This is a genomic window from uncultured Psychroserpens sp., from assembly GCF_947503375.1.
GTDB lineage: Bacteria > Bacteroidota > Bacteroidia > Flavobacteriales > Flavobacteriaceae > Psychroserpens.
Genome location: NZ_CANNDQ010000010.1, coordinates 16,295 through 42,638, shown reverse-complemented (window position 1 = coordinate 42,638; position 26,344 = coordinate 16,295). Strand labels below are relative to the sequence as shown.

Annotated in this window: 16 protein-coding genes; 5 read left to right on the top strand and 11 right to left on the bottom strand. The window is 31.8% G+C overall.

The window, feature by feature from the left end; translation table 11 throughout:
* Nucleotides 1–7: 7 nt before the first annotated feature.
* Nucleotides 8–2,794, bottom strand: a complete 2,787-nt coding sequence (gene uvrA / locus Q0876_RS14550) for an excinuclease ABC subunit UvrA (protein ID WP_299229235.1) — start codon at nt 2,792–2,794, stop codon at nt 8–10.
* Between the two features lie 231 nt (nt 2,795–3,025).
* Between uvrA and Q0876_RS14545 the strand changes: the two genes are divergently transcribed.
* On the top strand, nt 3,026–3,610 hold the full coding sequence (locus tag Q0876_RS14545) for a sigma-70 family RNA polymerase sigma factor (protein WP_299229233.1): 585 nt from the start codon (nt 3,026–3,028) through the stop codon (nt 3,608–3,610).
* Between the two features lie 57 nt (nt 3,611–3,667).
* The gene (locus Q0876_RS14540; RefSeq protein WP_299229231.1) at nt 3,668–3,811 is read left to right on the top strand and encodes a hypothetical protein; all 144 of its coding nucleotides are present in this window, start codon (nt 3,668–3,670) and stop codon (nt 3,809–3,811) included.
* Between the two features lie 43 nt (nt 3,812–3,854).
* On the opposite strand, the gene Q0876_RS14535 is transcribed toward Q0876_RS14540, so the two are convergent.
* Both Q0876_RS14535 and nth read right to left on the bottom strand, forming a co-directional pair.
* Nucleotides 3,855–4,412 (bottom strand): hypothetical protein, encoded by a 558-nt coding sequence (locus tag Q0876_RS14535; protein ID WP_299229229.1) that lies wholly within the window; start codon nt 4,410–4,412, stop codon nt 3,855–3,857.
* Between the two features lie 50 nt (nt 4,413–4,462).
* Nucleotides 4,463–5,119 carry an endonuclease III gene (gene nth / locus Q0876_RS14530; protein WP_299229226.1) on the bottom strand — a complete coding sequence of 219 codons (657 nt, stop codon included), beginning with the start codon at nt 5,117–5,119 and terminating at the stop codon, nt 4,463–4,465.
* Between the two features lie 31 nt (nt 5,120–5,150).
* Here nth and bcp point away from each other — a divergent pair, with 31 nt between their 5' ends.
* Nucleotides 5,151–5,606, top strand: coding sequence for a thioredoxin-dependent thiol peroxidase (bcp, locus tag Q0876_RS14525; RefSeq protein WP_299229223.1), 456 nt, complete (start codon nt 5,151–5,153; stop codon nt 5,604–5,606).
* A 70-nt stretch (nt 5,607–5,676) separates the two neighbouring features.
* Here bcp and Q0876_RS14520 read toward each other — a convergent pair whose 3' ends face one another.
* Nucleotides 5,677–7,128 carry a TonB-dependent receptor gene (locus tag Q0876_RS14520; protein ID WP_299229221.1) on the bottom strand — a complete coding sequence of 484 codons (1,452 nt, stop codon included), beginning with the start codon at nt 7,126–7,128 and terminating at the stop codon, nt 5,677–5,679.
* Nucleotides 7,129–7,220: 92 nt separating this feature from the next.
* On the opposite strand from Q0876_RS14520, the gene Q0876_RS14515 reads away from it, so the two are divergent.
* Together Q0876_RS14515 and Q0876_RS14510 are read left to right on the top strand one after the other, a co-directional pair.
* Nucleotides 7,221–7,982, top strand: a complete 762-nt coding sequence (locus tag Q0876_RS14515) for an MBL fold metallo-hydrolase (RefSeq protein WP_299229219.1) — start codon at nt 7,221–7,223, stop codon at nt 7,980–7,982.
* Nucleotides 7,983–7,985: 3 nt separating this feature from the next.
* Nucleotides 7,986–8,498: a hydrolase gene (locus Q0876_RS14510; protein ID WP_299229216.1), complete on the top strand. Its 513-nt coding sequence runs from the start codon at nt 7,986–7,988 to the stop codon at nt 8,496–8,498.
* A 4-nt stretch (nt 8,499–8,502) separates the two neighbouring features.
* On the opposite strand, the gene Q0876_RS14505 is transcribed toward Q0876_RS14510, so the two are convergent.
* From Q0876_RS14505 to Q0876_RS14475, 7 genes are all read right to left on the bottom strand, one after another.
* The gene (locus Q0876_RS14505; RefSeq protein ID WP_299229213.1) at nt 8,503–9,150 is read right to left on the bottom strand and encodes an alpha/beta fold hydrolase; all 648 of its coding nucleotides are present in this window, start codon (nt 9,148–9,150) and stop codon (nt 8,503–8,505) included.
* Between the two features lie 3 nt (nt 9,151–9,153).
* Nucleotides 9,154–9,486, bottom strand: coding sequence for a hypothetical protein (locus Q0876_RS14500; RefSeq protein ID WP_299229210.1), 333 nt, complete (start codon nt 9,484–9,486; stop codon nt 9,154–9,156).
* Between the two features lie 9 nt (nt 9,487–9,495).
* Nucleotides 9,496–10,752, bottom strand: a complete 1,257-nt coding sequence (locus Q0876_RS14495) for a dihydroorotase family protein (protein WP_299229207.1) — start codon at nt 10,750–10,752, stop codon at nt 9,496–9,498.
* The gene (locus tag Q0876_RS14490) at nt 10,749–12,674 is read right to left on the bottom strand and encodes a BatA domain-containing protein (RefSeq protein ID WP_299229204.1); all 1,926 of its coding nucleotides are present in this window, start codon (nt 12,672–12,674) and stop codon (nt 10,749–10,751) included. The genes Q0876_RS14495 and Q0876_RS14490 overlap by 4 nt, the downstream gene beginning before the upstream one ends.
* A 113-nt stretch (nt 12,675–12,787) precedes the next feature.
* Nucleotides 12,788–15,118: a choice-of-anchor L domain-containing protein gene (locus Q0876_RS14485; RefSeq protein ID WP_299229202.1), complete on the bottom strand. Its 2,331-nt coding sequence runs from the start codon at nt 15,116–15,118 to the stop codon at nt 12,788–12,790.
* A gap of 73 nt (nt 15,119–15,191) precedes the next feature.
* The gene (locus Q0876_RS14480; protein WP_299229200.1) at nt 15,192–19,655 is read right to left on the bottom strand and encodes an ATP-binding protein; all 4,464 of its coding nucleotides are present in this window, start codon (nt 19,653–19,655) and stop codon (nt 15,192–15,194) included.
* 173 nt (nt 19,656–19,828) lie between these two features.
* Complete coding sequence (locus Q0876_RS14475) at nt 19,829–26,332, bottom strand: T9SS type B sorting domain-containing protein (RefSeq protein WP_299229197.1); 6,504 nt, start codon at nt 26,330–26,332, stop codon at nt 19,829–19,831.
* Between the last annotated feature and the right edge of the window lie 12 nt (nt 26,333–26,344).

Sequence of the window (26,344 nt, the reverse complement as noted above, 5' to 3'; positions counted from 1 at the left end):
GATTTTACTATTTTAGTTTTTCTTTTAAAAATTGTCCAGTAATAGAACTTTTATTTTTTATAATTTCTTCAGGTGTACCTTGCGCAATAAGTTGTCCGCCTCGTTCGCCTCCTTCAGGTCCAAGATCTATAACATAATCGGCACACTTAATAAGATCGATGTTATGCTCAATAACAATAATTGAGTGTCCTTTAGTGATTAATGCCTGAAACGATTTAAGCAATTTTTTAATATCATGAAAGTGCAAACCAGTAGTAGGTTCATCAAAAATGAACAATGCATTATCACTTTTACTTCCTTTACCCAAAAATGATGCTAGTTTAATACGTTGAGCTTCTCCACCTGAAAGGGTAGAAGAGCTTTGTCCTAAAGTTACATAACCTAAACCTACATCTTGAAGAGGTTGTAATTTATTTTGAATTTTAGTTTGATTATTTGCTTTAAAAAAACCGATAGCCTCATCAATTGTAAGGTTTAAGATGTCATCTATGGTTTTATCAAAGAATGAGACTTCTAGGACTTCCTTTTTAAAGCGTTTACCGTTACAGGTTTCGCAGGTAAGATGTACATCTGCCATGAATTGCATCTCAATGGTAACTTCACCTTCGCCTTTACAAGTTTCACAACGACCACCATCTACATTAAAGCTAAAATGTTTGGCTTGATAATTTCTAATTTTACTTAATTTTTGGCTGGCATATAATGCTCTAATTTCATCATATGCTTTTATGTAGGTAACAGGGTTAGATCTTGATGAACGACCAATAGGATTTTGATCTACAAATTCAATATGCTTAATGGTACTAAAGTTACCTTTTAGGTCGGTAAATTGACCTGGTTTATCACCAAAATCCGTTATTTTTTTTTGTAAAGCTGGAAATAGAATCTTTTTTACCAAAGTACTTTTTCCACTACCAGAAACACCTGTAACTACAGTTAGCATTTCTAGAGGAAAATGCACATCAATATTTTGAAGATTATTTTCTCTAGCACCGACAATATCTATATGATATTTTGATGTTCTACGTTTTTTAGGAACTTCAATTTCCAGACTTCCATTTAGGTATTTGGCTGTTAATGATTGTGAAACTAAAATATCATTATAAGAACCTACTGCAACGACTTGACCTCCAAGAGTTCCAGCTTCAGGACCGATATCAATAATTTCGTCTGCGGCTTGCATAATATCTTCATCGTGTTCTACAACGATAACAGTATTGCCTATATCACGTAATGCTTTTAAAACTTTAATAAGCTTTTCTGTGTCTTTTGGGTGAAGTCCTATACTTGGTTCATCAAGAATATACATTGACCCTACCAAACTACTACCTAATGATGTTGCTAAGTTTATACGTTGACTTTCACCACCTGACAATGTATTTGACTTTCTGTTTAAGGTCAAATAATCAAGGCCTACGTTTGACAAGAAGGAAAGTCTATTAGTGATTTCCTTTAGCAAACGTTCAGCAATTTTAGTATCATGATCATTAAGTTCTATCTGTTTGAAGAAGTTTATGAGTTTATGTAACGGCTTTTCTACTAAATCTGTAATGGTAGTATTCGCAATTTTAACATAATTTGCTTCGTCACGTAAGCGTTTTCCGTTACATACATTACATTTGGTTTTGCCTCTGTAACGTGATAGCATTACACGGTTTTGAATTTTGTATGCTTTAGACTCAAGTTCGGAAAAGAATGAATTTAAGCCCTCAAAGTATTGATTGCCATCCCAGACTAACTGTTTTTGCTCTTGTGTTAGCTCGAAGAATGGTTTATGGATTGGAAAATCAAATTTATGAGAATTGTTTACCAATTGATCACGATACCAACTCATACTTTCTCCACGCCATGGAAAAATGGCATTATCGTATATAGAAAGTCCAGTATTAGGAATGACTAAGTCTTCATCAATGCCTATAACATCACCATAACCTTCACATTTTGAACAAGCGCCATATGGGTTATTAAAACTAAACAAGTGAACATTAGGTTCTAAAAAAGACATTCCATCTAATTCAAACCTATTATTGAATTCATGTTTTTTACCATCAGAAATGGCTTCAATAAAGCATGTGCCTTTACCTTCAAAAAAAGCAGTTTCTATGGCGTCTGCTAACCGATTATAGAAATCGTCTTCATGCTTCACTACAATTCGATCTACAACCAAAAAGAGGTCTTTTTTCAAATCTTTTTCGATGGCGTCATCAATTCTTAATACATCATTTTTATGCTTTACTCTTGCATAACCTTGCTGTTTTAGTACATTGAGTTTATCGTTCATTGTTCTACCTTCTTCTAAAATAATAGGAGAAATCAATAATAGCTTTTCACGCTCATTATATGTTCTTATAAGATCTAAAACGTCTTTAGTACGATGCTTTTTTACGAGATTGCCAGAGATAGGAGAGTAAGTCTTTCCTATTCTAGCAAATAATAATTTTAAATAGTCGTATATTTCTGTAGAAGTACCAACTGTTGACCTAGGATTAGTTGAGTTTACTTTTTGTTCTATAGCTATTGCAGGAGCAATACCTTTAATAAAGTCTACCTTAGGTTTATTAAGTCTACCCAAAAATTGTCTTGCGTAGCTAGAAAGACTCTCAACATAGCGTCTTTGTCCTTCAGCATACAATGTGTCAAATGCTAAACTGGATTTTCCTGAACCTGATAATCCGGTAATCACGACAAGTTTTTGTCTTGGAATTACGACATCAATATTTTTTAAATTATGCAGTTTAGCGCCTTTGATGATGATATTTTCTTTAGGATTGACATCTAAAATATTAGTGTTCATAGGAGTTTGAGCAAATTAAGATGTGCAAAGATACTATAAGTATTTCATCTTGTAAAATGGATTATTATACATTAAAATGTTAAAGTTTAATACTTTTTTTTGGAATTTCGGAATGATTGTTGTTATATTTGGAAACATAACCCGTTAAAACAGAGATGCCTATTTCATAATATTACTTTATAAAGTTTAACCCCAAGCTAAGATTTTTTCTTTGCCATTAAAGTAATAATTATGAGACACGAACTTATCACAGACGCTGTTTTAGTAAGAAATTATATCGATGGAGACGAGAGTGCTCTTTCTATATTAATTCACAGACACAAGCAAAAAATTTACAGTTTTATTTATTCTAAAGTATTTGATAGAGATGTTACTGAAGATATTTTTCAAGACGCTTTTATCAAAGTGATTAAGAATTTAAAGCTTGGAAAGTACAATGAAGAAGGTAAGTTTTTGCCTTGGGTCATGAGAATTTCTCATAACTTAGTTATTGATCACTTTAGAAAGAATAACAGAATGCCAAAATTTGATAATTCTGGTGAGTTTAGTATCTTTTCTGTGCTAGGAGATCCGTCTCTAAATGCTGAGAAAAGGATTATAAAAGACCAAGTAGAATGTGACTTACGAAGGCTTATAGAAGAACTTCCTGAAGATCAAAAAGAGGTTCTTATGATGCGTATGTACAAGGATATGAGTTTTAAAGAAATTTCCGAACGAACAGGAGTGAGTATTAATACAGCTTTAGGTAGAATGCGTTATGCGCTCATTAACTTGAGGAAAGTAATTGATAAGAATAATATAATTTTAACAAATTAATACAATAAGTATGGTTTTGTTGCGTTTATGTGATTATAACAAACTAAAAAACGTAAAATGGCAAAACTTTACTCTGAGTGTCCCCAAAAAAAAGAAAACCTAAATCCAAAAGAAGAGACAATTGATTTTCTTTTGAATTATTCTAAGGCTTTAAGTGTTATACATTGTAATAATTTGAAGTTTGAAGCACTTCAAAACTAAATTTTGAAAAGCCCTGATTTGTTAGTCATCAGGGCTTTTTATTTTAATAATCTTCAATGCTTTTCTTCTTAAATAGAATTTCTATGTAATTATGTGTCGTTAAGTATTCGTTCTTTAAGCATTTCAAATAATCTATGACTATAGTTCTATCTTTATAATTTGGTTCTAGACAATTATTCGACTCTTTATCTAAAATTGATATTGCTACATACCATGTGCCAACTCTAGACATATGATGATCGATCAATAGTGGATCTAGTTGATTAACAGCAAGGGCAGCATCAACAACTATTGGCGCTAAGTTTAAAGTTTTAGTTGGAATTTCAGCTTCATAAAATGACATGTAATACGGTTTTCCATTCAGTTGTATAGGTACATCATAATCAACATCAAAGTTATTTAATTGAAACTTAGTGTTTATATAATCATAGAATTCATTGGCATCTTTCGGATCTTCAAAAATGAATACATATGCTTTGGGAAGTGTGCGCCTAAATTTTTTGCCTACCATTATTTTTTGATGCTCAATTTTTGGAGCAACTCTAATTGGAATGCAAGATGTAATAAGTAAAAGAAAAGCTAGAGTAAAGATTGTTTTCATGAAAAATATTTTGTTTTCATGCACAATTATTATACCACAGTTTAATGACGCTATCTTTGTTTTTTGTAATACTCATTAAGTACAGATTTACGTCCAATAGTTTTAGTAATGATATCATTTTCTATATTCCAACCTCTAGCAGGAGAGTATTCTCGTCCATACCAAATGATCTGAAGATGTAAGTCGTTCCATAATTCCTTTGGAAACAATCGTTTTGCATCTTTTTCTGTTTGGACTACATTTTTACCATTTGATAAATTCCAACGATACATTAAGCGATGTATGTGTGTGTCAACTGGAAATGCAGGAATTCCAAATGCTTGTGATAGTACTACAGCTGCTGTTTTGTGCCCTACAGCGGGAAGTGCTTCTAGTGCTTCATAGGTTTTAGGCACTTCTCCGTTATGTTTATCTATTAATATATGCGATAATCCGTAAATACCTTTGCTCTTCATTGGTGACAATCCTACAGGCTTTATAATATCTCTAATTTCTTCTACAGATAACTTGACCATGTCATAAGGATTATCTGCTTTAGCGAATAAAAGCGGTGTGATTTGATTGACGCGTACATCTGTGCTTTGTGCAGACATCAGCACAGCTATCAATAATGTGTATGGGTCTTTATGCGCTAATGGGATTGGAATGGTTGGATATAGTTCGTTTAACGTTCTTATAACAAAATCTACTTTCTCTTGTTTGGTCATTGTCGTATCTTTGATTACAAAAATACATAATATGAAAACATTAAAAGCTGGTGATACTGTTCCAAATTTTACCGTAAACGATCAAGATGGTAATCCAATATCGTTATCAGATTATAAAGGAAAAAAATTAGTAGTTTTTTTCTATCCTAAGGCTAATACACCTACATGTACAGTAGAAGCTTGTAATCTTGGTGAAAACTATGATGCTTTGCAAAAAGCAGGTTATGAGGTTTTAGGTGTAAGTGCTGATTCAGAAAAGCGACAATCTAATTTTAAAAACAAATTTGATTTTCCTTACCCTTTGTTAGCAGATACTGAAAAAGAGGTAATCAATGCTTTTGGAGTTTGGGGACCAAAAAAGTTTATGGGACGTGAATTTGACGGTATTCATCGCATAACGTTTATTGTTGATGAAGAAAGCAAAGTTGAACGTGTTATCGATAAAGTAAAAGCTAAAATTCATACCGATCAAATTTTAGAGGGTTAAAGTATTTAGCGCTAAATTCAATAAAAAAAGCCACATGTTACATGTGACTTTTTTTTATATATTAAAATGATCAATCTCCTAAATGTACTTGTTCTGTTTCGCAACCAAAAAGACTTTTCTCTTTGATCAGTTTCGCAACACCTTCTGGTAACATGCCTTCCCAGCCATCTTTACCATCGGCAATCATTTTTAGAACTGTTCTTGAGAATACAGTAAGCGTTGATTCGTCAAAATCAGTAATATCTACAACTTTACCATTGTACTTAAAGAATTTGTAAAGTTCTTTCATTCTAGGATGCACCTTTAAATTCTCACTTGTAGTTAAAGATCCATCATCATTTTGCATTGGATAGAGGTAAACTCTCAAATCTTTAAAGAATAGTTTGCCAAAAGCCTCTAAGATTCCTCCACTTAGATGGCGATAATATTTTTCATCAAAAATATCTACAAGGTTATTAACACCCATTGCTAACCCCATTCTAGCTTTAGTGTACTGAGAGAAATACTCTACAAGTTTATAGTATTCTTGGAAATTTGAAATCAACACTGTTTGACCTAGCGAGCATAATAATCGTGCTCTATCCATGAAATCTTGTTCGTCAATTTCACCTTCAGCTCTAAGATTGGATAATGTGATTTCAAAAATCACTTGTGTCTTTTCAAGATCTACTTTATTTTCTTTAATGAACATATTATAAGATTTCTTATACATGTCCATGTTAACTTTGGTTACTGGTCTGAAACTCCCACGAAGTGCCAAGATATTCTTTTTATATAAAACTCTAGCTGGTAGAACGTTATTCCCATCAGGCGCAAACATCACCGCATCGGTCATTCCGTTTTTTACTAGTTGTAAGCTCATTAAACGATTGTCGACATCTTCAAAAACTGGACCTTCAAAATTTATGGTATCTATTTCAACTTGATCTTTGTCTAAATGGTCATAGAGGTATCGCAATAATTTTTTTGGTTCGTTATACTTGTAAAATGCACCATAGATGAGATTGGTACCCAATACACCAAGTGTTTCTTGTTGTAACCTAGCATCATTTTCTTTAAAACGTATATGAAGAACGATTTCGTTATAACCTTGATTTGGGTCTACTTGATATTTAATACCTACCCAACCATGACCTTTATACTTTTTTGCAAAATCAATAGTAGCTACAGTATTCGCGTATGCGAAGAACATTTTATTAGGATGGATTTCTCTTTTAATCCGTTCTTCGACTAAATTAACTTCATGATCTAACATTTTACGCAATCTAGCTTCTGTTACATAACGCTTATCATCTTCAATACCATAAATAGCATCACTAAATGCTTTGTCATAGGCAGACATTGCTTTTGCAATAGTCCCTGAAGCTCCACCAGCTCTAAAAAATTGGCGTACAGTTTCTTGACCTGCACCTATCTCTGCAAAAGTACCGTAAATGTTTTCGTTAAGGTTAATACGAAGGCACTTCGTTTTTAATGAAGGAATTTCATCAAATTCTCTATCGCCTTTTAAGGTTATTTCCATCTTCTAGTCTGGGTTTATACGTTCTTACAAAGGTATTAAATTAGCATGTTAAACAAAAAAATAAGTTTATTTTTGTTTCAAACCATTTTAAATTGAAAATCACATTTTTAGGTACTGGTACTTCACAAGGAATTCCTGTAATAGGAAGTGATCATCCGGTTTGTTTGAGTAGCAACCCTAAGGATAAACGTTTGCGCGTTTCTGTATTGGTTGAATGGGAAGATTATACTTATGTGATTGACTGTGGTCCAGATTTTAGACAACAAATGCTAAGGGCAAATTGTCATAAAATTGATGGGATAGTGTTTACTCATGAACATGCCGATCATACTGCGGGTTTAGATGATATTAGGCCTTTTTACTTTAGACAAGGCGATATCCCATTTTATGCACATAAACGCGTATTAGGTGAACTGAATAAGCGGTTTAATTATATTTTCACTAAAGAAGCTAAATATCCTGGTGTGCCTAGTGTAGTTCAGAATGAAATAAAAAATGAACCATTTACTCTTGGGAATTTAACTGTAATTCCTATTAATGGCTATCACCATAAATTACAAGTCTTTGGCTTTAGATTTAAAGATTTTGCTTATCTAACAGATATGAAAACAGTAGCAGAAGAAGAGATTGAAAAACTAAAAGATGTTAAAATTCTGGTTGTTAATGCTTTACGTGAGGAAGCACATATATCTCATTTCAACATTGAAGAAGCACTAGCTTTTATCCTTAAGGTTAGACCAGAGAAGGCTTATTTAACCCATATTAGTCATTATTTAGGGTTTCATGATGAGGTACAACAAAAATTGCCTGATAACGTTTTTTTAGCATACGATAACTTACAAATACACTTATAGATTATGAAGAATAGAATTTTTATGTACTTATTCATTTTTGCATTATTACTGGTCATATTTCAGTTTGTAAATTCCAAAAATATTATTGAAGATTATGATAAGAAGTTGACTAACGCTTTAGACCGTGAAATGGCTGTTAAGGATACATTGCAATTAATGAAAGACAATCAGATAACTGATTTATATACATTTAAGTTTGATACTAATGACGATGCGATGCAGTATTGGGAGGACCAAGGTTATCGAATATCAGAATTTATTCCGTTTATAAAAGATGAATTGATGAGTCTTAATATATATGAAACTGAAGATCATCCTTTAGTGCCTTATGCCTCTATGACAGGGAATAAAATGCTCATAGATCAAATACGAATGTTAAATCACAAGTGGATTATAGCTAGTTTTACGGATGGTACATATTGGGGAGAAATGTTATTGGCTTATGATATTGAAAATGTTGGAGAAGAAAAAGAATTGAAATTTAGAGTTGTTGAGTCTTCACTATATCGACCATAACTAATTAGATACGTAGTTCTAACCAGTTTTTTAATTGGTAAAAATTTTGAGGTGCCACACCATGACCTACGGGAAATTCTGAATACGTGTTTTTGATGTTAAATTGGTTTAAAAACTGAGGTGCTCGTCTTGCCCAATCTACAGGAATTACTTGGTCTACGCTTCCATGAGAGCAATAAAAATCTAAATGCGAATAGTCTTTAGTCTCAAGATCTTCTGAAAGCATATCTTGGCTTATATAACCACTTAATGCTATAATATTCTTTACTTTATCAGGATAAGTGAGCGCTACAGCATAGCTTAAAATCGTGCCTTGACTAAAACCTAACAAAGTTACTTTGGTTTTGTCGACGGGATAAGTAGCACATGCTTCTTCAATAAAATTCGCAATTTTATCACGAGATTCAATAGCTTGGTCAACATCATTCCATTTATTTTGATTGGCATCAAAATTTATTGCATACCATGCGTTTCCAAATGGCTGCATAGGATATGGAGCTCTTACAGAAATGATAAATAACTCGTCTGGTAATTCTTGAGCAAAGGAGAATAGATCATTCTCATCACTTCCATAACCATGACACATAATGAGTAATGGTGCATTTTCTTTTAATGAAGAAGGTTTAGTGATATGATATAGTGATAAACTCATATGTTATTCGCCTATAGATGCGAAAAGTTTTTGAAAAAAAGATCCTAGAACTGGAACTTCATTCATTTTTCCAGCTAAGGCACCAAAGATACCGTAAAGAAATAGCACGATAAAGAACACCCAAAATGAAATGGTAACCATCCAACTATTAAAGCCACCAATGAAGTAGCCTAAAAGTAATTGTAATAACCAAAGTCCCAAAGCTTGTCTTACATGAAATGAAACGAGCGGGTTACGCACATCTCGATTCATGAAGAATGCGATTAATGTTCCAAAAAGTGTCAAGTAAGCCACAATGGCTAAATTATTATTTTGTTTGGATGAATTTTGTTGCATGACTCAATTCTAATTGTTTAAAACGATTTGGTTATTAGCAATGATTCCATAACTCTTTCCAGTCAATTCTTTATTTTCAAAGATTGTGTTTTTAGAAGTTGATATCACATTATCTTTAGTAAAAATATAATTACCGTTTGGGTTAAATAAAGCTAAATCGGCTTTGTTGCCTTCAGTGATTGGAGTAGGCTCTATATCAAATCGTTCTTTCCCTTTTGTTAGCAGTTCAATAGTTTTTTTAGTTGTTAAGATAGAATTTAAAGCTCCAAATGCACTTTCTAAACCAATCGTTCCATATTTTGCATAATCAAACTCTAGTTTTTTATGCTCTACATCTATTGGGTTATGATCACTAGTAACCATATCTATAGTACCATCTTTTAATCCTTCAATTAATGCGTTAATATCATTTTGCGTCCGCAATGGTGGCAATACTTTAAAACTGGTATTAAATGATTTTAGTTGCTCGTCAGTAAATAATAAGTTATGAATAGCAACACTACAAGTAACGTCTAGTTTTTTCTTCTTAGCAGCTCTTATAAGTGCTACAGATTTTTCAGTTGATATAGTTGGAATATGTAATTTGCCTTCAGTATATTCTAAAATAAATAAATCTCTTGCCACTTGTAGCTGTTCAGCTAATGAAGGGTTTCCTTTTAAACCTATAGAAGTACTTGTAATATTTTCATTCATTACACCTAAACCACTAATTTGTGATTCTTGTGGAAAAGAGCAAACTAATCCATTAAAATTACTAGCATACTGCAATGCTAATTTCATTAAATTAGAATTAGATATAGGCTTTTGATAATCATAAAAGGCTACTGCTCCAGCGCTTTTCATATCAAAAAGTTCAGCTAATTCCTTACCATCACTATTTTTAGTTAAGGCACCATAAGGGTAAATGTTAACTGCGTGCTTGTTTGATTTTGATAGTAAGAAAGAAATGTCAGCATATGAGTCTATAACTGGGTTGGTATTGGTATTCAGGGCAACCGCCGTAAAACCTGAGCAGGCTGCTGTTTTAAGCCCGTTTTCTATCGTCTCACGCTCCTCGTATCCAGGCTCTCCAAAGCATACACTGCTATCAAACCAACCTTGCGAAACATGAAGATTATCTCGTTTAATCTCTTTATAGTTTTTAGGATTTGAAATGCGCTTAGCTATTTTTGAGATAAAACCTTTTTCAATTAAAATATCAACAGTTTGGTTGTGAAAATTGCTTTTGGGATCTACTATAGTTGCAGATTTTACAAGTGCATTCATTTCAAGAATTTTAAGATGAGCATTTCGATACATAAAAATACTAGTGCAAAAATAACAAACCATTTCCATAGCTCGTTAACATTTGTGTCACTTTTTATATCGTTTATTGTTATAGCTACAGAATTACTAACTGTTGCATTAGCAATAGTAGTCGGATCTATGTAGACTAGATTGCTTTCATCTCTACTAAAATTAAAGCTTAGATTTTTTAAGAAGGTTGCTTTGTTTTGTACAGAAATTATGCCTGATGAGTTTGGATATGAGTTGGTTGTTAATTCAACTTTATTAGTATACGTTTGTTGTAAGGGTATGACAGAATTTTCACCATTTACCAAAGTTAGTATGTCATCTTGTTGTAGCTTGGTGGCTATGTCTATGGTATTTTCTTCTCCAATTACATAATATAATCGCGCAATTTTTAAACTTTGTTTGCCAATGTTATAGAGTACAGGAACTATAAGTGGTGAGTTCTTAAAGTTGGAATTTTCTTCATTTAGAGCCGCTGAAAAGCGATATACATTCCCTGATTGCGATAAAAACGAAGAGCCATCTTCAAAGCTGAGTATGGAAGCTCCAAAGCCCAAGTCATTGGTATAATATGAGTTAACTTTTGGGTATTGAAAATTCTGAATCTCTTTATCAAAAACATAGCGTAGTAATGGATGTGAAAAGTTAATTGTAGTGATTTTTTTTTCTACAGAATTTAATGTATTAAATTTAGATAATATGTGATTTTTAAAAAATTGATTATAAGTGTTTAAACCAATATCATTTGAAGGTATGATTAACACACTTCCGCCATCGTTTGTAAACGCTTTAAGAGCAGTCGTCAATGATAAAGGAATTTGTTTTAATTCATTTAAAATGATTAAATTTTGATCGCTTATGAAATTGTAATTTAACGCATTAAATGGTGAAGCAGTATAATCAAATTCGTCGTTTGTATAAATTTTTCTTAAGAATGTATCATCGGCTTCATTGATGGCAAGAACTTTTATAGTTTCCTTTTGGTCTATGTTAAAAAATAACTCATTATCATAAAGAAGATTTGGATCATCAATTATAATTTTTCCATTGAATACTGTATTACTTGGAATAGTGAAAACAGTCTCTACTTCAGTATCTATTTCTACAGCACTCTTAGCTATAAGATTGTCATTGTTATATAGAGAAACAGGCAGTGTTTCAATAGGTTGGCCTTGGTTTTTTATTTTGACGGTAAGCTCAAGATTTTCAATAGCATACTTAGAGACATATACAGTATCTATACTTATGTTAGTTGTATTAGTAGGTTTTAATTGAACGAGTCTTAAATTAGTAAGACTATCTAATTCTGTGGTGAATGTGTTATTTTTTTGTTGAAAATCTGAAATGAGCACTAAATTTTTTATACTACTTTCATCTTCAGAAAATAATTGCTTCCCTTTCAAAATAATCGCATCGTAGTCTAATTGACTAGGGGAGTGTTTCAATTGAATAAGATCATTTTTGATGGCTTTGATACTCGTATTATAAAAGTTCACATCATTTGTAAATAATGAAATTTTTTCGTTTTCATCAACATGCTCAATAATATCCTGAATAGCTCTGTTTAATAATGTGCCATTATTACCTTGTGTTTGCATACTAAATGAATTATCTAGATATAGCACTGTTTCACTTTTGGTATTAAAATTTTCAGAGTTTGAAATATAGGGTTGAGCAAAAGCAAATATTACACAAGCCAGCAATAATATACGAGTTAAAAGCGTTAACCATTTTTTTAATTGTGAACTCTTACGTGTTTGTAATGTTAATTCTTTTAAAAACTGAACATTTGTAAATGCTACTTTTTTAAATTTTCGTAATTGAAATAAATGAACAATTATGGGAATGATAAGTAGGAGAAGCGCGTAAAGAATTTCTGGGTGTTTAAACTGCATTCCTGAGTTGTAATTGTTTTAGCTATTTATTTAATACTCAAATATAGAAAATGCTAGTCGATTTGTGGTGTTTGCTTTTGAGAAATTTAACGTTTCTGGTACAATCGAAGGCTTTAGCGTTTTAAAGAGAAATGGCCTTGAAATGTTCTGCCGTCTACGAGTGTAACATGAAACCAATAATCATCACTTGGAAGTTGTTGCCCGTTAAGTGTTCCGTCCCAACCATTGCTTAAGTGATCAAATTGCGTAAGTAATTTTCCATAACGATTAAATATCTTAATATCTATGCCTTGATTGAATTCTGTATTAACACCATAGACATGCCATCGTTCATTATAGGTATCACCATTAGGTGTAAAGAATTTTGGAAACCCTAAGACAGAAATGGTTTTTTCTGTAACACCACAACCATTGATGTCTCTAACAAAAACAGTGTGGAATCCTGGAGCAACATTACCAAAAAAACTTGAGTCTTGATAAACGCCTCCTAAGGTATCAATAGCATATTCATACGAACCTTCACCAGAGATTTCTATAGTTACTGTATTATTAGTTGTAGCTTCTTGTACAATTATATTCTCTATCGTAGCAATGTTTGAAGAATTGACAGTTATTGTCCTACTTGATGAACAACCATTTGGATCTGTAACTATAACTGTATAAGTGCCTGGATCATTGATATCGTTAAACGAAGTATTTACTGTAGTGGTGACACCATTAAACAGCCATTCATAATAATAATTACTTGGAGAATCGTTTTGCACACCACCAATTAGTCTAATAGCTTCAGGGAAAGCGTTTTGACAATAGATTAGCTCCTCATTTCCTACAAGTGTTGGTGTATATAGAACTTCTAAGTTTACAGATGTGATCGAGTAACATTGATTATTACTAACTACTTTTACAAATATGGTTTGTGTATTAGGTTGGATATTTTGATAAGTAGTATTTAAACTATTAGTTTCAAAAAAGGCATCAATTTCAGTTTCAAAAAACATGACTGAAGCTCCTGACGGAATTTGATTTTGAATGGCGTCTGTAATTTGAGTGAGGTCAAAATCTGCAAAGCCATCAATAAGATCGCCATCACAAGATTCTATGGTAGGTATGACTAAAACGTTGTTAGATATTTGTAATTCTATTTCGGCTACGTCAAAACATTGGGCTTGATTTTCGACTCTTACAAAAAGTGTTTGAAAAGGAACGGTGTTTTGAAAATTGTTTGCACCAACTATGGCATTTATATTCTGAAGTGCATCCGTTTCAGTAAAAAAGAAATCTGAAATAAAAATGGTGTTATCGTTGTTAGTGACATTAGATTCTATATCAAAAAGATTATATAAGGTCAAACCATCTTGATTTTGATCACACTCGACTAATACAGAGTTAAAAGCTATGGGATTATTTGAGTATTCGATAATGATCTCACCATAAGAAATACAATTATTATCTAGAGTAACTTCAACAGTATAGGTTCCTGGTTCTGTAACAGTATATATGGCATTAGTTTCTGTGGTAAGTTCGACCCCATCTCTAAACCATTTAAAACTGTTACTATTGATTTGACCAGCATTTAGGTCTAAAGTATCACTTTCGCAGATAGGGTTATTGGTAGAAACTAAACGATTTGGTCCAAGATCTGTTGATAATTCAAAGCTACCAGCTTCAAGAAACACTGCCGAATCAAATCTAAAGTTTTGTTCATCAGCAATTACTAATTTTACATGATACGTTTGATTTGGAATAACATCTGCCGTTGCAGTTAATATTTTAGTTTGACCATTGAAGTTTATAGGAACATTACTCCCATTAAAACTTTCGAAATAAAATTCATTTTCTGCTTCGCAACCATTTGGTATTTCAGGATGTACAGTGGTTACTTTAACAGGAGTTTGCGTATTTGGCACAAGAGCAATGTTAGTATATTGCTGTTCAGCTATTGGTCGGATTAAAAATCCAAATAGATCTGAAAACTGACATGTGTTAGGGTTGCCTTCTTGATATTCTTCGGAAGCAAAAATATATCTAAAACTTATTTGAGATGCAACAGAAGTGAAATCGAATTCTAAAATAGTGGCATTTAAGGTATTCGTTTCATTAAGAACTGTCTCAAGATCTGAATCACCAGACCAATTAGGAGCGTCATCGTCGCTCAATGTTGTATTTGGTCCTTCAACATTATTCAAACGTCCAGTACTTAATACCACTCCACTTAGAAAAGGGAAGGAGGTGCCAGTTGCATCGAAGAATCCATAACTTTGATCAGATCCGTTGAAATCACCACCAACAACGTTGGTTACAACTACATTTTCAATACAGTCACTATCAATGAGTATATCTTCAATAAGTTGCTGAGGCGTAAAACTTTGACTGTCTACTTGAATGTTTTGTCCGTAACCAGCTAAACTTAAAAGAAAGCAAGTAAAAATTATAACTCGGTTCATTTGCAATTTTTCCGAGTGCAAAGATACGCATAGCTCAGTTTTATATTACCAAAAAAGTGTTAATATAAGTCATTTATGAATTGTTGCTTTCTATGTCTTGTAATTTTTTTTCAATAATTCCGGTATTGATAACACTTCGTTCTAAAGCTGCACAAAAATGAACTAGTGAGTCATTAAAATCGTCTTCTAAAATATACATGTCTTTTATAATGGCTCTGTATTCAGAACCTTCAGAATGTAACCCTATACTTTTGTAGAAAAAATCGATAGCTTTTATTCGATATGATTCCATGTTTTTGAAAGACCAGAACTCTTTATATTCTGGAAAAAGATTTTTATAGCACAATTCCTTATTTTCTTCGTCTGAATTATTGGATGCCTCATTCAAAGCGATTTGTAAAGAATTGTTTTTATCACAACAATCGTATATGTTTTTATATAATGTAGCCATATATGAGTAACTCATAATATAGGTGTAGCCATAAGTTTTAATAATGTTTATTAAATTCTTGTTACAGAGGTTTAATTCACAAACAGACCTAATCAATTCTTTGATTATTGATGGTGTTACATATATCTCGTTAGGCTTGTTGTCCTGATCTACACCTTGAATACTGTAAACCTTATCTATATCCTTATCTCCTTTTAACTTGGTGATACTCATTTTTTTGTCGACCAGGTTCTTTTTGGTTAGCTCAATTTTTGATATGGTTTTAAAACTTAAAACATGATCTATAAATTTATGTCTAATAAAGGCTGTGTACCTCAGTTTTTGAATCCGTGTATATATATTCTTAAGTAAATTACTTTCTTGGTTTAGAATTTCAATCTGGTTATATATATTTAAAGTTTCATTTCTTTCTTCTTTAATGTTAAATGTGATCTCTTTCATTAAGAAATCAATTTCTTCGGTATCAACAGTTTTTATATCGTCTTTAATCGAAAAAGTTGAGTTTGTTAGATCATCAAAATTATAATGATCTTCGTTAGAGCTTTCTTCAAGAAATTTTGTAATTATTTTTTTGCATTTTTCTTCAATAAGCGAAGCGAATTTTTCAACAAAAATGTATTTATTACTAGTAGTAGTACCATCTTCACCTAACTCTTTAAAATGTGTTTTAATGATGTACAGACATTTTTTTAAACTAAATAAGGCATCATAATACAATCCAGCAAGTAGGTAGGCTCTACTACTAAGCAAACATAAATAAAATACACTTTGTATTGAAAAAAAAGTATTGAAAGGAATCTTATAAATTTCTTCTTTGGTCTTAGTTCCGTTTTTAGTTTCTACTTTGACTTCTTTCAGATATACAAAACCCCAGAATATACGATCAAGCTTTTCTATAACGTCAATATTTTTAATTTTGTCAGCTTGCTTTTGATCAATTTTTACTTTTCCAATACAGCTTAAGATTGTATCAGCCAATTTTGAGGTTATTAGTCCTAATAATTTTTTTTGTTTACCATTTAATACATGGCGCGTTTCATCCTTGAATAACAAACTTTCTATAACAAAAGGTGTATCATGGTAATTTTTATATCTTTTTATAAAGATTGATGCAACATTCTCTATGTAAGGATTTACAATATGATTCAATGAAGTGATGTAATAAAATGAAGCACTAAAGGAAGGAAAGTAAAATCTTTTCTTTTTGCCATTATTAGCTTCTTCCATCATTTTTCTTATATTGCTAAGACACAGGTAGTTTATTTTTTTATCATCATCTAAATCTTTATCCCCTATAGTAAAATTTCTTTCTTTCATCCAATTATCAATTGATGTTTGCATTAGATTAGGAAACTTGAGAGGACCAATCTTTAAAAATTGATTCCATACACCAAAAGCGCCTAGCTCATGTAAAGATTTGTAATTTCTGTTTTTAAAAAATAGTAGCGAACCAATATTTTGATAATAATCTGCTAATAGTGTTTCTATTCGTTTATGATCTCCATCTATATGATCTGGAAACGCACCTCTATATTCCAAATCATTATTAAAGGGTTTAAAAGGGAAGAGATTTACTAGTCCCATGAAGGAGGAGTATTCGTCTATATTTTTTCTCAGGTTGCTTATTGTAATCCCGTCAGATCTCTTTTTTTCAATGATTAGCAAAAGCGACAGGTGAGGTCTTAAAAATAGCTGCATACGTTTGTATGGCTGTTCCCATGTCTTTTCTTTTGGGTTTTTATTTTCATTATTTTCTTTGTTATCAAAACCAAAGACCCAGTGATTTGAGTCTAGCATTACACTTCTTATAATTGAATAGGCCGAATTGTAATTATTCATTTTTTCAAGACATAATGAAAGTAAAAGCCTATTTCTTATGTAGAGGATTTTTTGGTGTGCATTAAGAATTGCATTTTGTTGTTTTAGGGTTCTAATGGGTTGAATAGAATCTGCATAATAACGGATAGCAGAATCATATTCTTCATCATAAAAGTGTATATCTGCAATAGTTGCATTTAAATTAGAGATGGTGTGAATAAATGAATCGTTTGAAAATGATTTGTCTTTACTATAAGCTTCAATTTTTTGTCTCAATTTTCTTTTGAAAAAAGACTTTAGATGATACGATTCATCAAATGTGAAATTGAATGCTGCTGCACTTTCATCAGACACTTTTGAGATGTATTTCAATTCCATGGAAGACCTGCTTCTAAATTTATATTCAAACATAGCATTTGTGGTCTCTCTAATGTGTTTAGAAGATAAGTATGTTGTAAGATCTGATAATGTATTTCTCAAATTGGGACCTTTACTTCCCATTATGATATCTGGTAGCAATTCTAGTTCTCGCCATGAGAAAGCAGACTTGTGAAATTTTAATATATGATCAATAAGGAAAGCAGATAAATAGAGGTTTTTATCATTGAATATTTTGAGATGCGTCTCATTATTAATAAGATATGGAAGTACAATTGAAGCCAATAGACCAATTTTATGTTGTTGTCTATACTCCAACCGTAAAAAGACCTCTTCTTTAAGGAGTTGCTTTGCATTTAAAAATATATTTTTATCCTTTTTTTTAGAATCAATTCCAAGAATGATCTTTGGTTTTGAGTTTGATGATGTATCTCCTTCTTTTACCAAATAGTATTCAATAAATTCTTTAAGTTTTTTAGGACTACCATTGCTTCTATAGGTTAAATAAATAATAAAGCGATGAAGGTGATATATAATAATATCTCTGTTTTCAATATTGCTATTGGATAAGAATTGGTAATAGTTTTTTAGGGTGCATGTTTCTGGTTTTTCATTAAAGTGTTTAGGAAGTAACAGTCTAATCAAGTAATTTTCTGTCATTTGACTGAGTCCTCTCTTTTCTTTAACAAAATCCCTAAAGAAGCTATTAAGATATATAACTTCATGAAATATACTTCCATAAAAAGACTCTCGGTCTGCAATATCTGCTAAACTTGCATCATACATTTCTGCGCCACCTATAAAAATAAACTTGGCCTCTGAAGCATGAATAAAACTTTTTAAATTGGCTAAAAGCTTTGAAATGGTTTCTCTTCTCGATTGTATTTTTGATTTGCCTAACTCAAAAAAACCAATGCTTTCTTCATTAAACTCAGGCTCAAGTTTATCGAGCTCATCTATAACAAATAATAAGTGTCTATTTTGGCTACCATTATACTCTTTATATAGTTTTAAAATCTTCAATATTTCAAATTCTAGCTCTTTTGCAGTAAGTTTCTCAAAAGTTTGTTTAAATGGATTATCTGTATTGTTATTAGTATTTAATGCATTTAATATAGGTTCTATTGGAGAACCCGAATCTTGATTTGATGATGCATAATTACCAGAATTATTATTTACCTCAAGACCAGAATTGATTCTTCTATTAATTTGATTTAGTTTCTGAACCAATTGTCTTCTATCCTTTTTATAATAAAAGCAATTATATAAAGACTCAATACCCTTCTTAGCTAAAATTACACTAGTAGTATATATGATTGAAAAGACAAAAAACATGAGTAATTCATTAGTAACACCTTCAATGTTGGTAGCTCCAATGTTAATTGAAAATGACTCAAACAGCAACGGATAAATGTTACTATGACCATACTTAATAAAAGCTACAAGAAGTAGAAGAACAATAAGAGCTACCAAAGGGGTAGAAACTTTTATAGGGTTTTTGCGTTTAATTATAGTTTCAATTTCAGCATTTAGATTAATAAATAACTGTTTTAATAGATCATAATCTGTAAGTTGATCTTGCGAGAGATAAATATTTATTTCGTTAACTAATTTTTCTTTTTTGCCAGTTTCATTCTCATAATCTTCATTTACTTCATGAATTGCTTTTTTTACCAAGGTGGATTTACCCATACCACGATATCCGGTAATCAGATAAGCACCTTTATATGATGCCCTTTTTTTATTATTGGTGTCTGATTCTGGCTTTATTCTACGTTTTAAGCGTTCTAATTCTTCTTTTCTGCCAATAAATTTTGAAAAATTTGCATCATCATACGAAAATTTATACTCTGGTAATTGGATGTAAATATCCTTTACAAAAACACTCATAGTTTATGAATTAATTAGTTTTAAACAATACTTGAAGCCTTATCGATGACAACGATAAGTTTCAAAAACTTGAAATGATATTAATCGTATACTTATTAAGGGAGAGAACTAAATATACATCTTTTATTTCTTAATTTTAAATTCTTCTAACTGGTAGCTTATAAAGCTTGGAATCACAATCGCAATGAAAAATGACCTTTAACTTCAAAAGCAATATCACCTTTTCTCACTTTAGCCAAATACCAATAGTCTGAAGCTGGCATTAAATGGCCATTATAAAAACCATTCCAGCCAGGTGAGTTAGAGGTTAATGTTTTCAATAGTTTTCCGTAACGATCAAAAATATAAATAATGGTTCCTGGTAAGGTTTCTACACCAGTAATGTGCCAAGTATCAAAACGACCATCACCATTTGGTGTCATAAATTTTGGTGCATCAATGACCACTATTTCTTTAGTCACTTCTGCACAACCGTTAAGGTCAATAATTGTAAGCAAGTGATACCCTAAGGATACATTTTCGAACACGTTTGAAATTTGAGGATCTCCATCATCTAATTGATATAGATAATTACCAATGCCACTTATCGTAACCACTACATTATTTGGATCAGAGAAATCTATACTTTCAGTAACATCAATAGTAGCAGCTTCAGATTCAGAAACTGTAAAGAATTCAGTAGTTTGACATCCATTGGGTGTGGTGATAGTGATAGAGTAGGTGCCGACTTCAACTATTTCAATTTCCGGAGAGGTTTCATTTGTAGACCATAAATAAGTGTCTCCAGGATTATTAGTATTTGCACTTATAATTAATGGTAAATCATCTAAACATATAACAGGATTACCAATATTTACAATAGGTTTTGGGTTTATAATGATAGTAAATTGAGTTAAACTAAAACAGCCTGTCATATTATTTTCAATACGAACATAGATAATGTCTCCATTTGTAGCCTCATATAGATTTTCTAGTACATTAATGCCTTCTTGTGCAAATTCTTCAGTATCATGATAAGTAATGGTAAATGCATTAGCATTCTGACCATTTAAAATGCTTGAATTTTGAGTTGTTAAATCCAATGTTAATGTCCCATCAAAGTCATCATCACAGTTAATAATATCATCAGGTTGATTGGCTATTGGTAGTGGATTTACTTTCAAGTTAAATTCATGTATATGATAACAGTGCGTTGTCGAAAATTCAATACGAGCAAAAACAGTATCATTGTTTGATTGGTAGACGTAGTTATTATCTAAAGCATTAGTTTGATTGATGGCATCACCTTCGGTTGGGTAATAGGATACAAGAACATTTGCTGTTTGGACTAGCAATTGATTATTAATGTCAGACAATGTTGCTGTACCGTTTTCGTTTTCACATATTTCAAAAACATCTATGGCGTTTATTGCTGGTGGTAAATTAACATCTAAAACTAAGGGAACATAATTATAACAGTTTGCCACAGTATTATATACTTTAATATAAACTGTTTGTGGACTAAAAAGATTGGTGTAATTCTCAGGGTTGAGAATGTTATTTGTATCTGCTTCTAAATCTTCTACCGATTCAAAATAAGTTATGATATTATTCGGATTTATACTGTCAAATAGTTCAGACTCAGCTTGAGTTAAATTAAAAGCTGTTCTACTATCATAATCTGTATCACAAAGCGTAATCACATTTGGTACTTCTGGATGTTGATTTACAATTAAATTGAACTGTGTCAAACTATAGCATCCTGTAGTGTTATTTTCGATTCGAACATATATGGTTTGTCCATTTTGCCCATTATATGAATTAACGATTGCATTTGTAGCAGTATTTGAATCTGCAGCAGTAAGATAGTATGTCACAGTAAATTCATTAGCATCTTGGTTGCCTAAAACTGAATTGGTTTGAGAAAATAGATTGAAATCTTCAACAGCATCATTAGAAGTATCATCACATACCTGTAAATCTGGTGGTTGATTAGCTATTGGTAAAGGGTTTATTACAAGTTCAAAAGGATAAATGTAGAAACATCCTGTAGTTCCAAATTCGACTCGGACAAAAATTATATCATTTGTTGACGTATAGGTGTAATTTGTATTTAAAGGATTTGTTGTGTTTTGAGCATTGCTTAATGTTTCATAGTAACTAAATATAACATCTGTATCATTATCTACTATAACCGATTCGATGTCGTTTAAGTCAAAACTACTACTTAAGTTATCACATATTTCATAGGTTTCAAATTCATTAATAGTAGGTGGTAAATTAACGATAAGGTCTAACGGAACTGTCGCATAGCAATCTGCTAATGTATTATAGACTTTAATATATAGGGTTTGTGGGTTAGTAAGATTACTATAAGAATTTGGATTAGTGATAGTATTAGTATTTGCATCTAAATCGGATTGAGATTCAAAATAAGACAACGTTATATACGATGGCAGTGTTGGGTATAAGTCAGATGCTGCTTGTGTAAGATCAAAAATAGTAGTCTCATCGTAATCAGCATCACATAAAACAATGGCTTCAGCAGGTTGAGGATGTTCATAGATTAATACATCAAAAAAAGTAATACTATAACAACCTGTAGTATTGTTTTCAATACGTACGTAAATTACTTGTCCATTACTAGCTGTATACATATTTGGTAAAGCTGTAACGTTATTATTAGCTGATGTTTCATCAATGTGATAGCTTACATTGAAAAGTAAATCACTTTGCATGCCTAATACTTGACTGTTTTGCAATGTTAGGTCTATATTTTCGACACCATCATTTAAGCTATCGTCACAAGCTAAAAATGTTGCTGGAGCATTAGCTATAGGCAATGGATTTACGATGAGGTTATAATTGTATGTCGTCCAACAGCCAGTTGTAGCATTTTCCAAGCGAATATAAATAGTATCGCTATTGGTTAAATACGTATAATTGATTGGTAATGGATTATTATTGGTGTTTGCATCTGTCTGAGAATTGTAATAACTAAACACAATTCCATTGGTATCATTAGTTACAACAGAATTTATAGTAGATAGATCAAAACTGTTGTTTTCATTATCGCAGATCTCATAAGTTTGAAAATCATTGACAGGTGGTGGCAAATTAACAACCATGTTTATTGGCAACACAACATAACAATTAGATATGTTATTATTGATCTTTACATAAGCAATTTCAGGGTTTGCTGTATTTGTATAATTTTCAGGATCTGCAATTAGTTCTGTATCGGTATCTGCGCCAAGTTGCGTTTCATGATAGGTAATATCTATATTATTTTGTCTAACATCAAGAATTTCAACTTCAACTTCTGTTAGATCGAAAGTTACAATTCCATCGTAATTAACATCACACTGCATTAAGTCTGACGGATAATTCACTTCTGGAACCTGAATGATGTTGATATCAAAATCAATAATTGCATGACAATAGGTGCCATTTTCAATCCTTATGAAAAGTTGTTGTGGGTTAGATATGTTAGTGTAATTTAGTGGTAATTCGTTTAAATCTAAATCTGCATCATAATAACTATTATGAAATGTGACGGTCAAGTTCTCTGGGATTCCAAGTGATACCTCAATTAACTTCTCATTTAAATCAAATGTTTCAATTCCGTCGTTACTAATATCATCACAAACAAAAATATCTGTTGGGTCATTATAGAGTGGAAGTGATCCAACTTCTAATTCAAATGACGCTGTACCATAACAGTCTATATCTGTAAAATTCTCAACACGAACGTAGATGGTCTGTGGGCTTGATATGTTTTGATATGCTGAGTATTTATCAATACCATTTGTTCGGTCTATCGCATCTTGAGCCGTTTCAAAATACAGAACTTCTTTACCTAGTTGACCATTTAATATTTCGGCATCTTTTAAGTAAAAAAAGAAATCAGCAATTTGATTGCCATCTGCTTCACAATTCTCAAAATTTGTTATGTCTACGAATTCTGGAAGTGTATTTACATAAACATAAAAACCAATAAGGCTAAAACAACCTGTAGCACTATCTTCAATTCTAGTATAAACGTATTGTGTTGTGGTATTATAGTTTTCAGGATCAATGATTTCATTTGTAGCATTGAAAGCATCCCAATAATCTGTAAAGAATGAAAAATCTAGGCCATTAGTATTGGTTACCATTTCTGGAATACGAGTTTCAAGATCTACAATAGACATACCATCTTGATCATCGTCACAAATGATGATATTTGTAGGTTGCGTAACAACTGGAGCCGTAGTTACATTTATTTCTAGGGGTGCAATATCAAAACAACCAGTTATTGAGTTAGTTACTCTTACATAAACCGTAACTGGATTTACAGTATTGTAATAAAATGGTGGTAAAAGATTTTCGTTATTAATTGCGTCTTGTTCAGTAGAAAAATACCTCACATTAGCACCATTAACACCTGTACTTACATAAGTGTTATAAGTTTCTAAAAATATAGAAGTAAACCCATCTGTATCCTCATCACAATAATCAACAGTACCTAGACCTTGAATATCTATAGGAGGATTAATCACTAAATTCACCGTAATAAACTCAGTGCAAACATCACTAACAATAGTGGCATAAATAACAGTAGGACTTGAGTTAACTGTATATGGAAGAGATGAATTTAATGGGTTTGTTTCATTATCTTGATCATCTTGGGTTTCATAGAACGTGATGGTAAAATCATCATATCCATTCACTAATCTTATTTCTATTTCATTCAGATTAAAATCTTCTATTCCATCTTCTGATACATCATCACAAACTTCAAAATTACTGGTATCAAAACCTGTTTGAATAATATTAGAGTGTAATTCCAAAGGAACAATAGTATAACAACCAGTAGTGTCATCAACAACTCTTATGTATACAATTTGAAAGTTTTGAATAATATTTTGATAATTGGTTGTGTCTGCTATTGGATTATTACCAGTTTGTGCATTTTCATAGGTTTCATGAAAAGAGACACTTACTCCTGTAAGTCCTTGTAATACGGAGTCTATTACTGAAGTTAAGTCAAACTCCTCAAAACCATCAACATCTTGTTCACAAGCATTAATCCATTGATCATCTTGGTTTACGATCGGGTTATCTAAAACAGCAATATTTACACTAGTTGTATTGATACAGCCAGTAGTAGCATCATAGACTCTAATATACAGAGTTTCACTAGAATTAGTGTTGCTATATGGTGAAAAAACAGGATTGGTTCCTGAGTTAGCATCTTGTTGGTTATAATGGTAACTTACATACTGATTAGGATTCCCTCCAGTGACTTCTATACTTGTTGGGTTTAAATCTATTAATGTGAAACCATCAGAAACATCGTCGTCACAAACAGTTAAATCTGAAGGGTCGTTAATATTTGGAGCTTGATTGACAACTAAATTAAATGTAGAAAAGGCTAGACAGCCATTATCTATATCTTCAATTCTAATATAAATGATTTGAGGATTAGTAGTGTTTTGATACGGATTTGTTATGGTATTTGTATTATTTAAAGCATCATTTTCAGTTGGATGATAGCTTATATTATAATTAGAAGGAGGAACAGAAATTAATACTTCAGAGTTTTTAGTTGTCAAATCGAAAATTTCTGTATTATCGTTCGAGATATCGTCACAAAGTAAATAATCCGAAATCGTACCAGAAGACTGTTCAGAGTTGAGCGTAACCATCACTTCATCTTCGATCACACAAGCTGTATTGTTAAGCTGAATACTAATTTCAACTTTATAGGTTCCAGATTCGGTAACTTCGTATGTCGTTCCCGTAGCTCCAGAAATTTGAACACCATTTTGAAACCATTCATAACTGGCTAAACTATTATCTATATCACCATTTAACATAACTGATTGCCCACAAGTGACTATGTCTGGACCTAGATCTACTGTGGCATTAAAGCTATTGCCTTCAATAAAAACTGCAGAGTCATAGTTTTCATCATTTTGATCTGCAATGACTAGTTTAATATGATATTGTACGTTGGGCACTATGGAAGCAGTAGCAGTTAGTACAGTAGTTCTTCCATTATAATTAGTGTCTCCAATATTATAACCTTCGAAATAGGCATTATTCTCTGCTGGACAAAACCCAACAATTTCATCATGAATTGTATTTGTATTCACAGGAATAGTAGTACCTGGTATGAGTGCAATGTTTGTATACGGATTTGAAGTGCCTGCTTCTCTAATCAAAAAAGCAAAACCGTCTGAGTATTGACAAGGGAAATTAGCATTGTATTCTTCAGAAGCTAGCAAGTAATTGAATTGAATTTGATTTGCAACAGAAATAAAATCAAATTCTATTGATGTTGCATTCAAAGTTTCACTAATACCTAAAGCATTTTCCAGATCAGGATCGGTAAGCCAATCTTCTTCCCCTTCATTCAAAGGACTTGTATTTAAAGAGTTACCTGCAGAATTAATATTGCCTGTAGAAAGTACAATACCATTTTGAAATGGAAAGTTAGAGTCATCACGATCAAAAGCCCCAAAACTTGAAATCCCGTTAATTTCTCCATTAATATTTGAAGAAATATTAGAGATGTCAACACAGCCTTGACCTAAATTAGCTTGTATCAAAGCTTCAAGGGCAGAAGTACTGTCAGTTGAAATTTGTTGCGCATTTATAGTAATATAAGAGCTTAAAATCAATAAAAAGCTCAAAAGAGTGTTTGCCTTCATCTATAACAATTA

Coding starts and splice junctions, on each gene's coding strand:
- uvrA (WP_299229235.1), bottom strand. CDS start 2,794: ATGAACACTAATATTTTAGATGTCAATCCTAAAGAAAATATCATCATC.
- Q0876_RS14545 (WP_299229233.1), top strand. CDS start 3,026: ATGAGACACGAACTTATCACAGACGCTGTTTTAGTAAGAAATTATATC.
- Q0876_RS14540 (WP_299229231.1), top strand. CDS start 3,668: ATGGCAAAACTTTACTCTGAGTGTCCCCAAAAAAAAGAAAACCTAAAT.
- Q0876_RS14535 (WP_299229229.1), bottom strand. CDS start 4,412: ATGAAAACAATCTTTACTCTAGCTTTTCTTTTACTTATTACATCTTGC.
- nth (WP_299229226.1), bottom strand. CDS start 5,119: ATGACCAAACAAGAGAAAGTAGATTTTGTTATAAGAACGTTAAACGAA.
- bcp (WP_299229223.1), top strand. CDS start 5,151: ATGAAAACATTAAAAGCTGGTGATACTGTTCCAAATTTTACCGTAAAC.
- Q0876_RS14520 (WP_299229221.1), bottom strand. CDS start 7,128: ATGGAAATAACCTTAAAAGGCGATAGAGAATTTGATGAAATTCCTTCA.
- Q0876_RS14510 (WP_299229216.1), top strand. CDS start 7,986: ATGAAGAATAGAATTTTTATGTACTTATTCATTTTTGCATTATTACTG.
- Q0876_RS14505 (WP_299229213.1), bottom strand. CDS start 9,150: ATGAGTTTATCACTATATCATATCACTAAACCTTCTTCATTAAAAGAA.
- Q0876_RS14500 (WP_299229210.1), bottom strand. CDS start 9,486: ATGCAACAAAATTCATCCAAACAAAATAATAATTTAGCCATTGTGGCT.
- Q0876_RS14495 (WP_299229207.1), bottom strand. CDS start 10,752: ATGAATGCACTTGTAAAATCTGCAACTATAGTAGATCCCAAAAGCAAT.
- Q0876_RS14490 (WP_299229204.1), bottom strand. CDS start 12,674: ATGCAGTTTAAACACCCAGAAATTCTTTACGCGCTTCTCCTACTTATC.
- Q0876_RS14485 (WP_299229202.1), bottom strand. CDS start 15,118: ATGAACCGAGTTATAATTTTTACTTGCTTTCTTTTAAGTTTAGCTGGT.
- Q0876_RS14480 (WP_299229200.1), bottom strand. CDS start 19,655: ATGAGTGTTTTTGTAAAGGATATTTACATCCAATTACCAGAGTATAAA.
- Q0876_RS14475 (WP_299229197.1), bottom strand. CDS start 26,332: ATGAAGGCAAACACTCTTTTGAGCTTTTTATTGATTTTAAGCTCTTAT.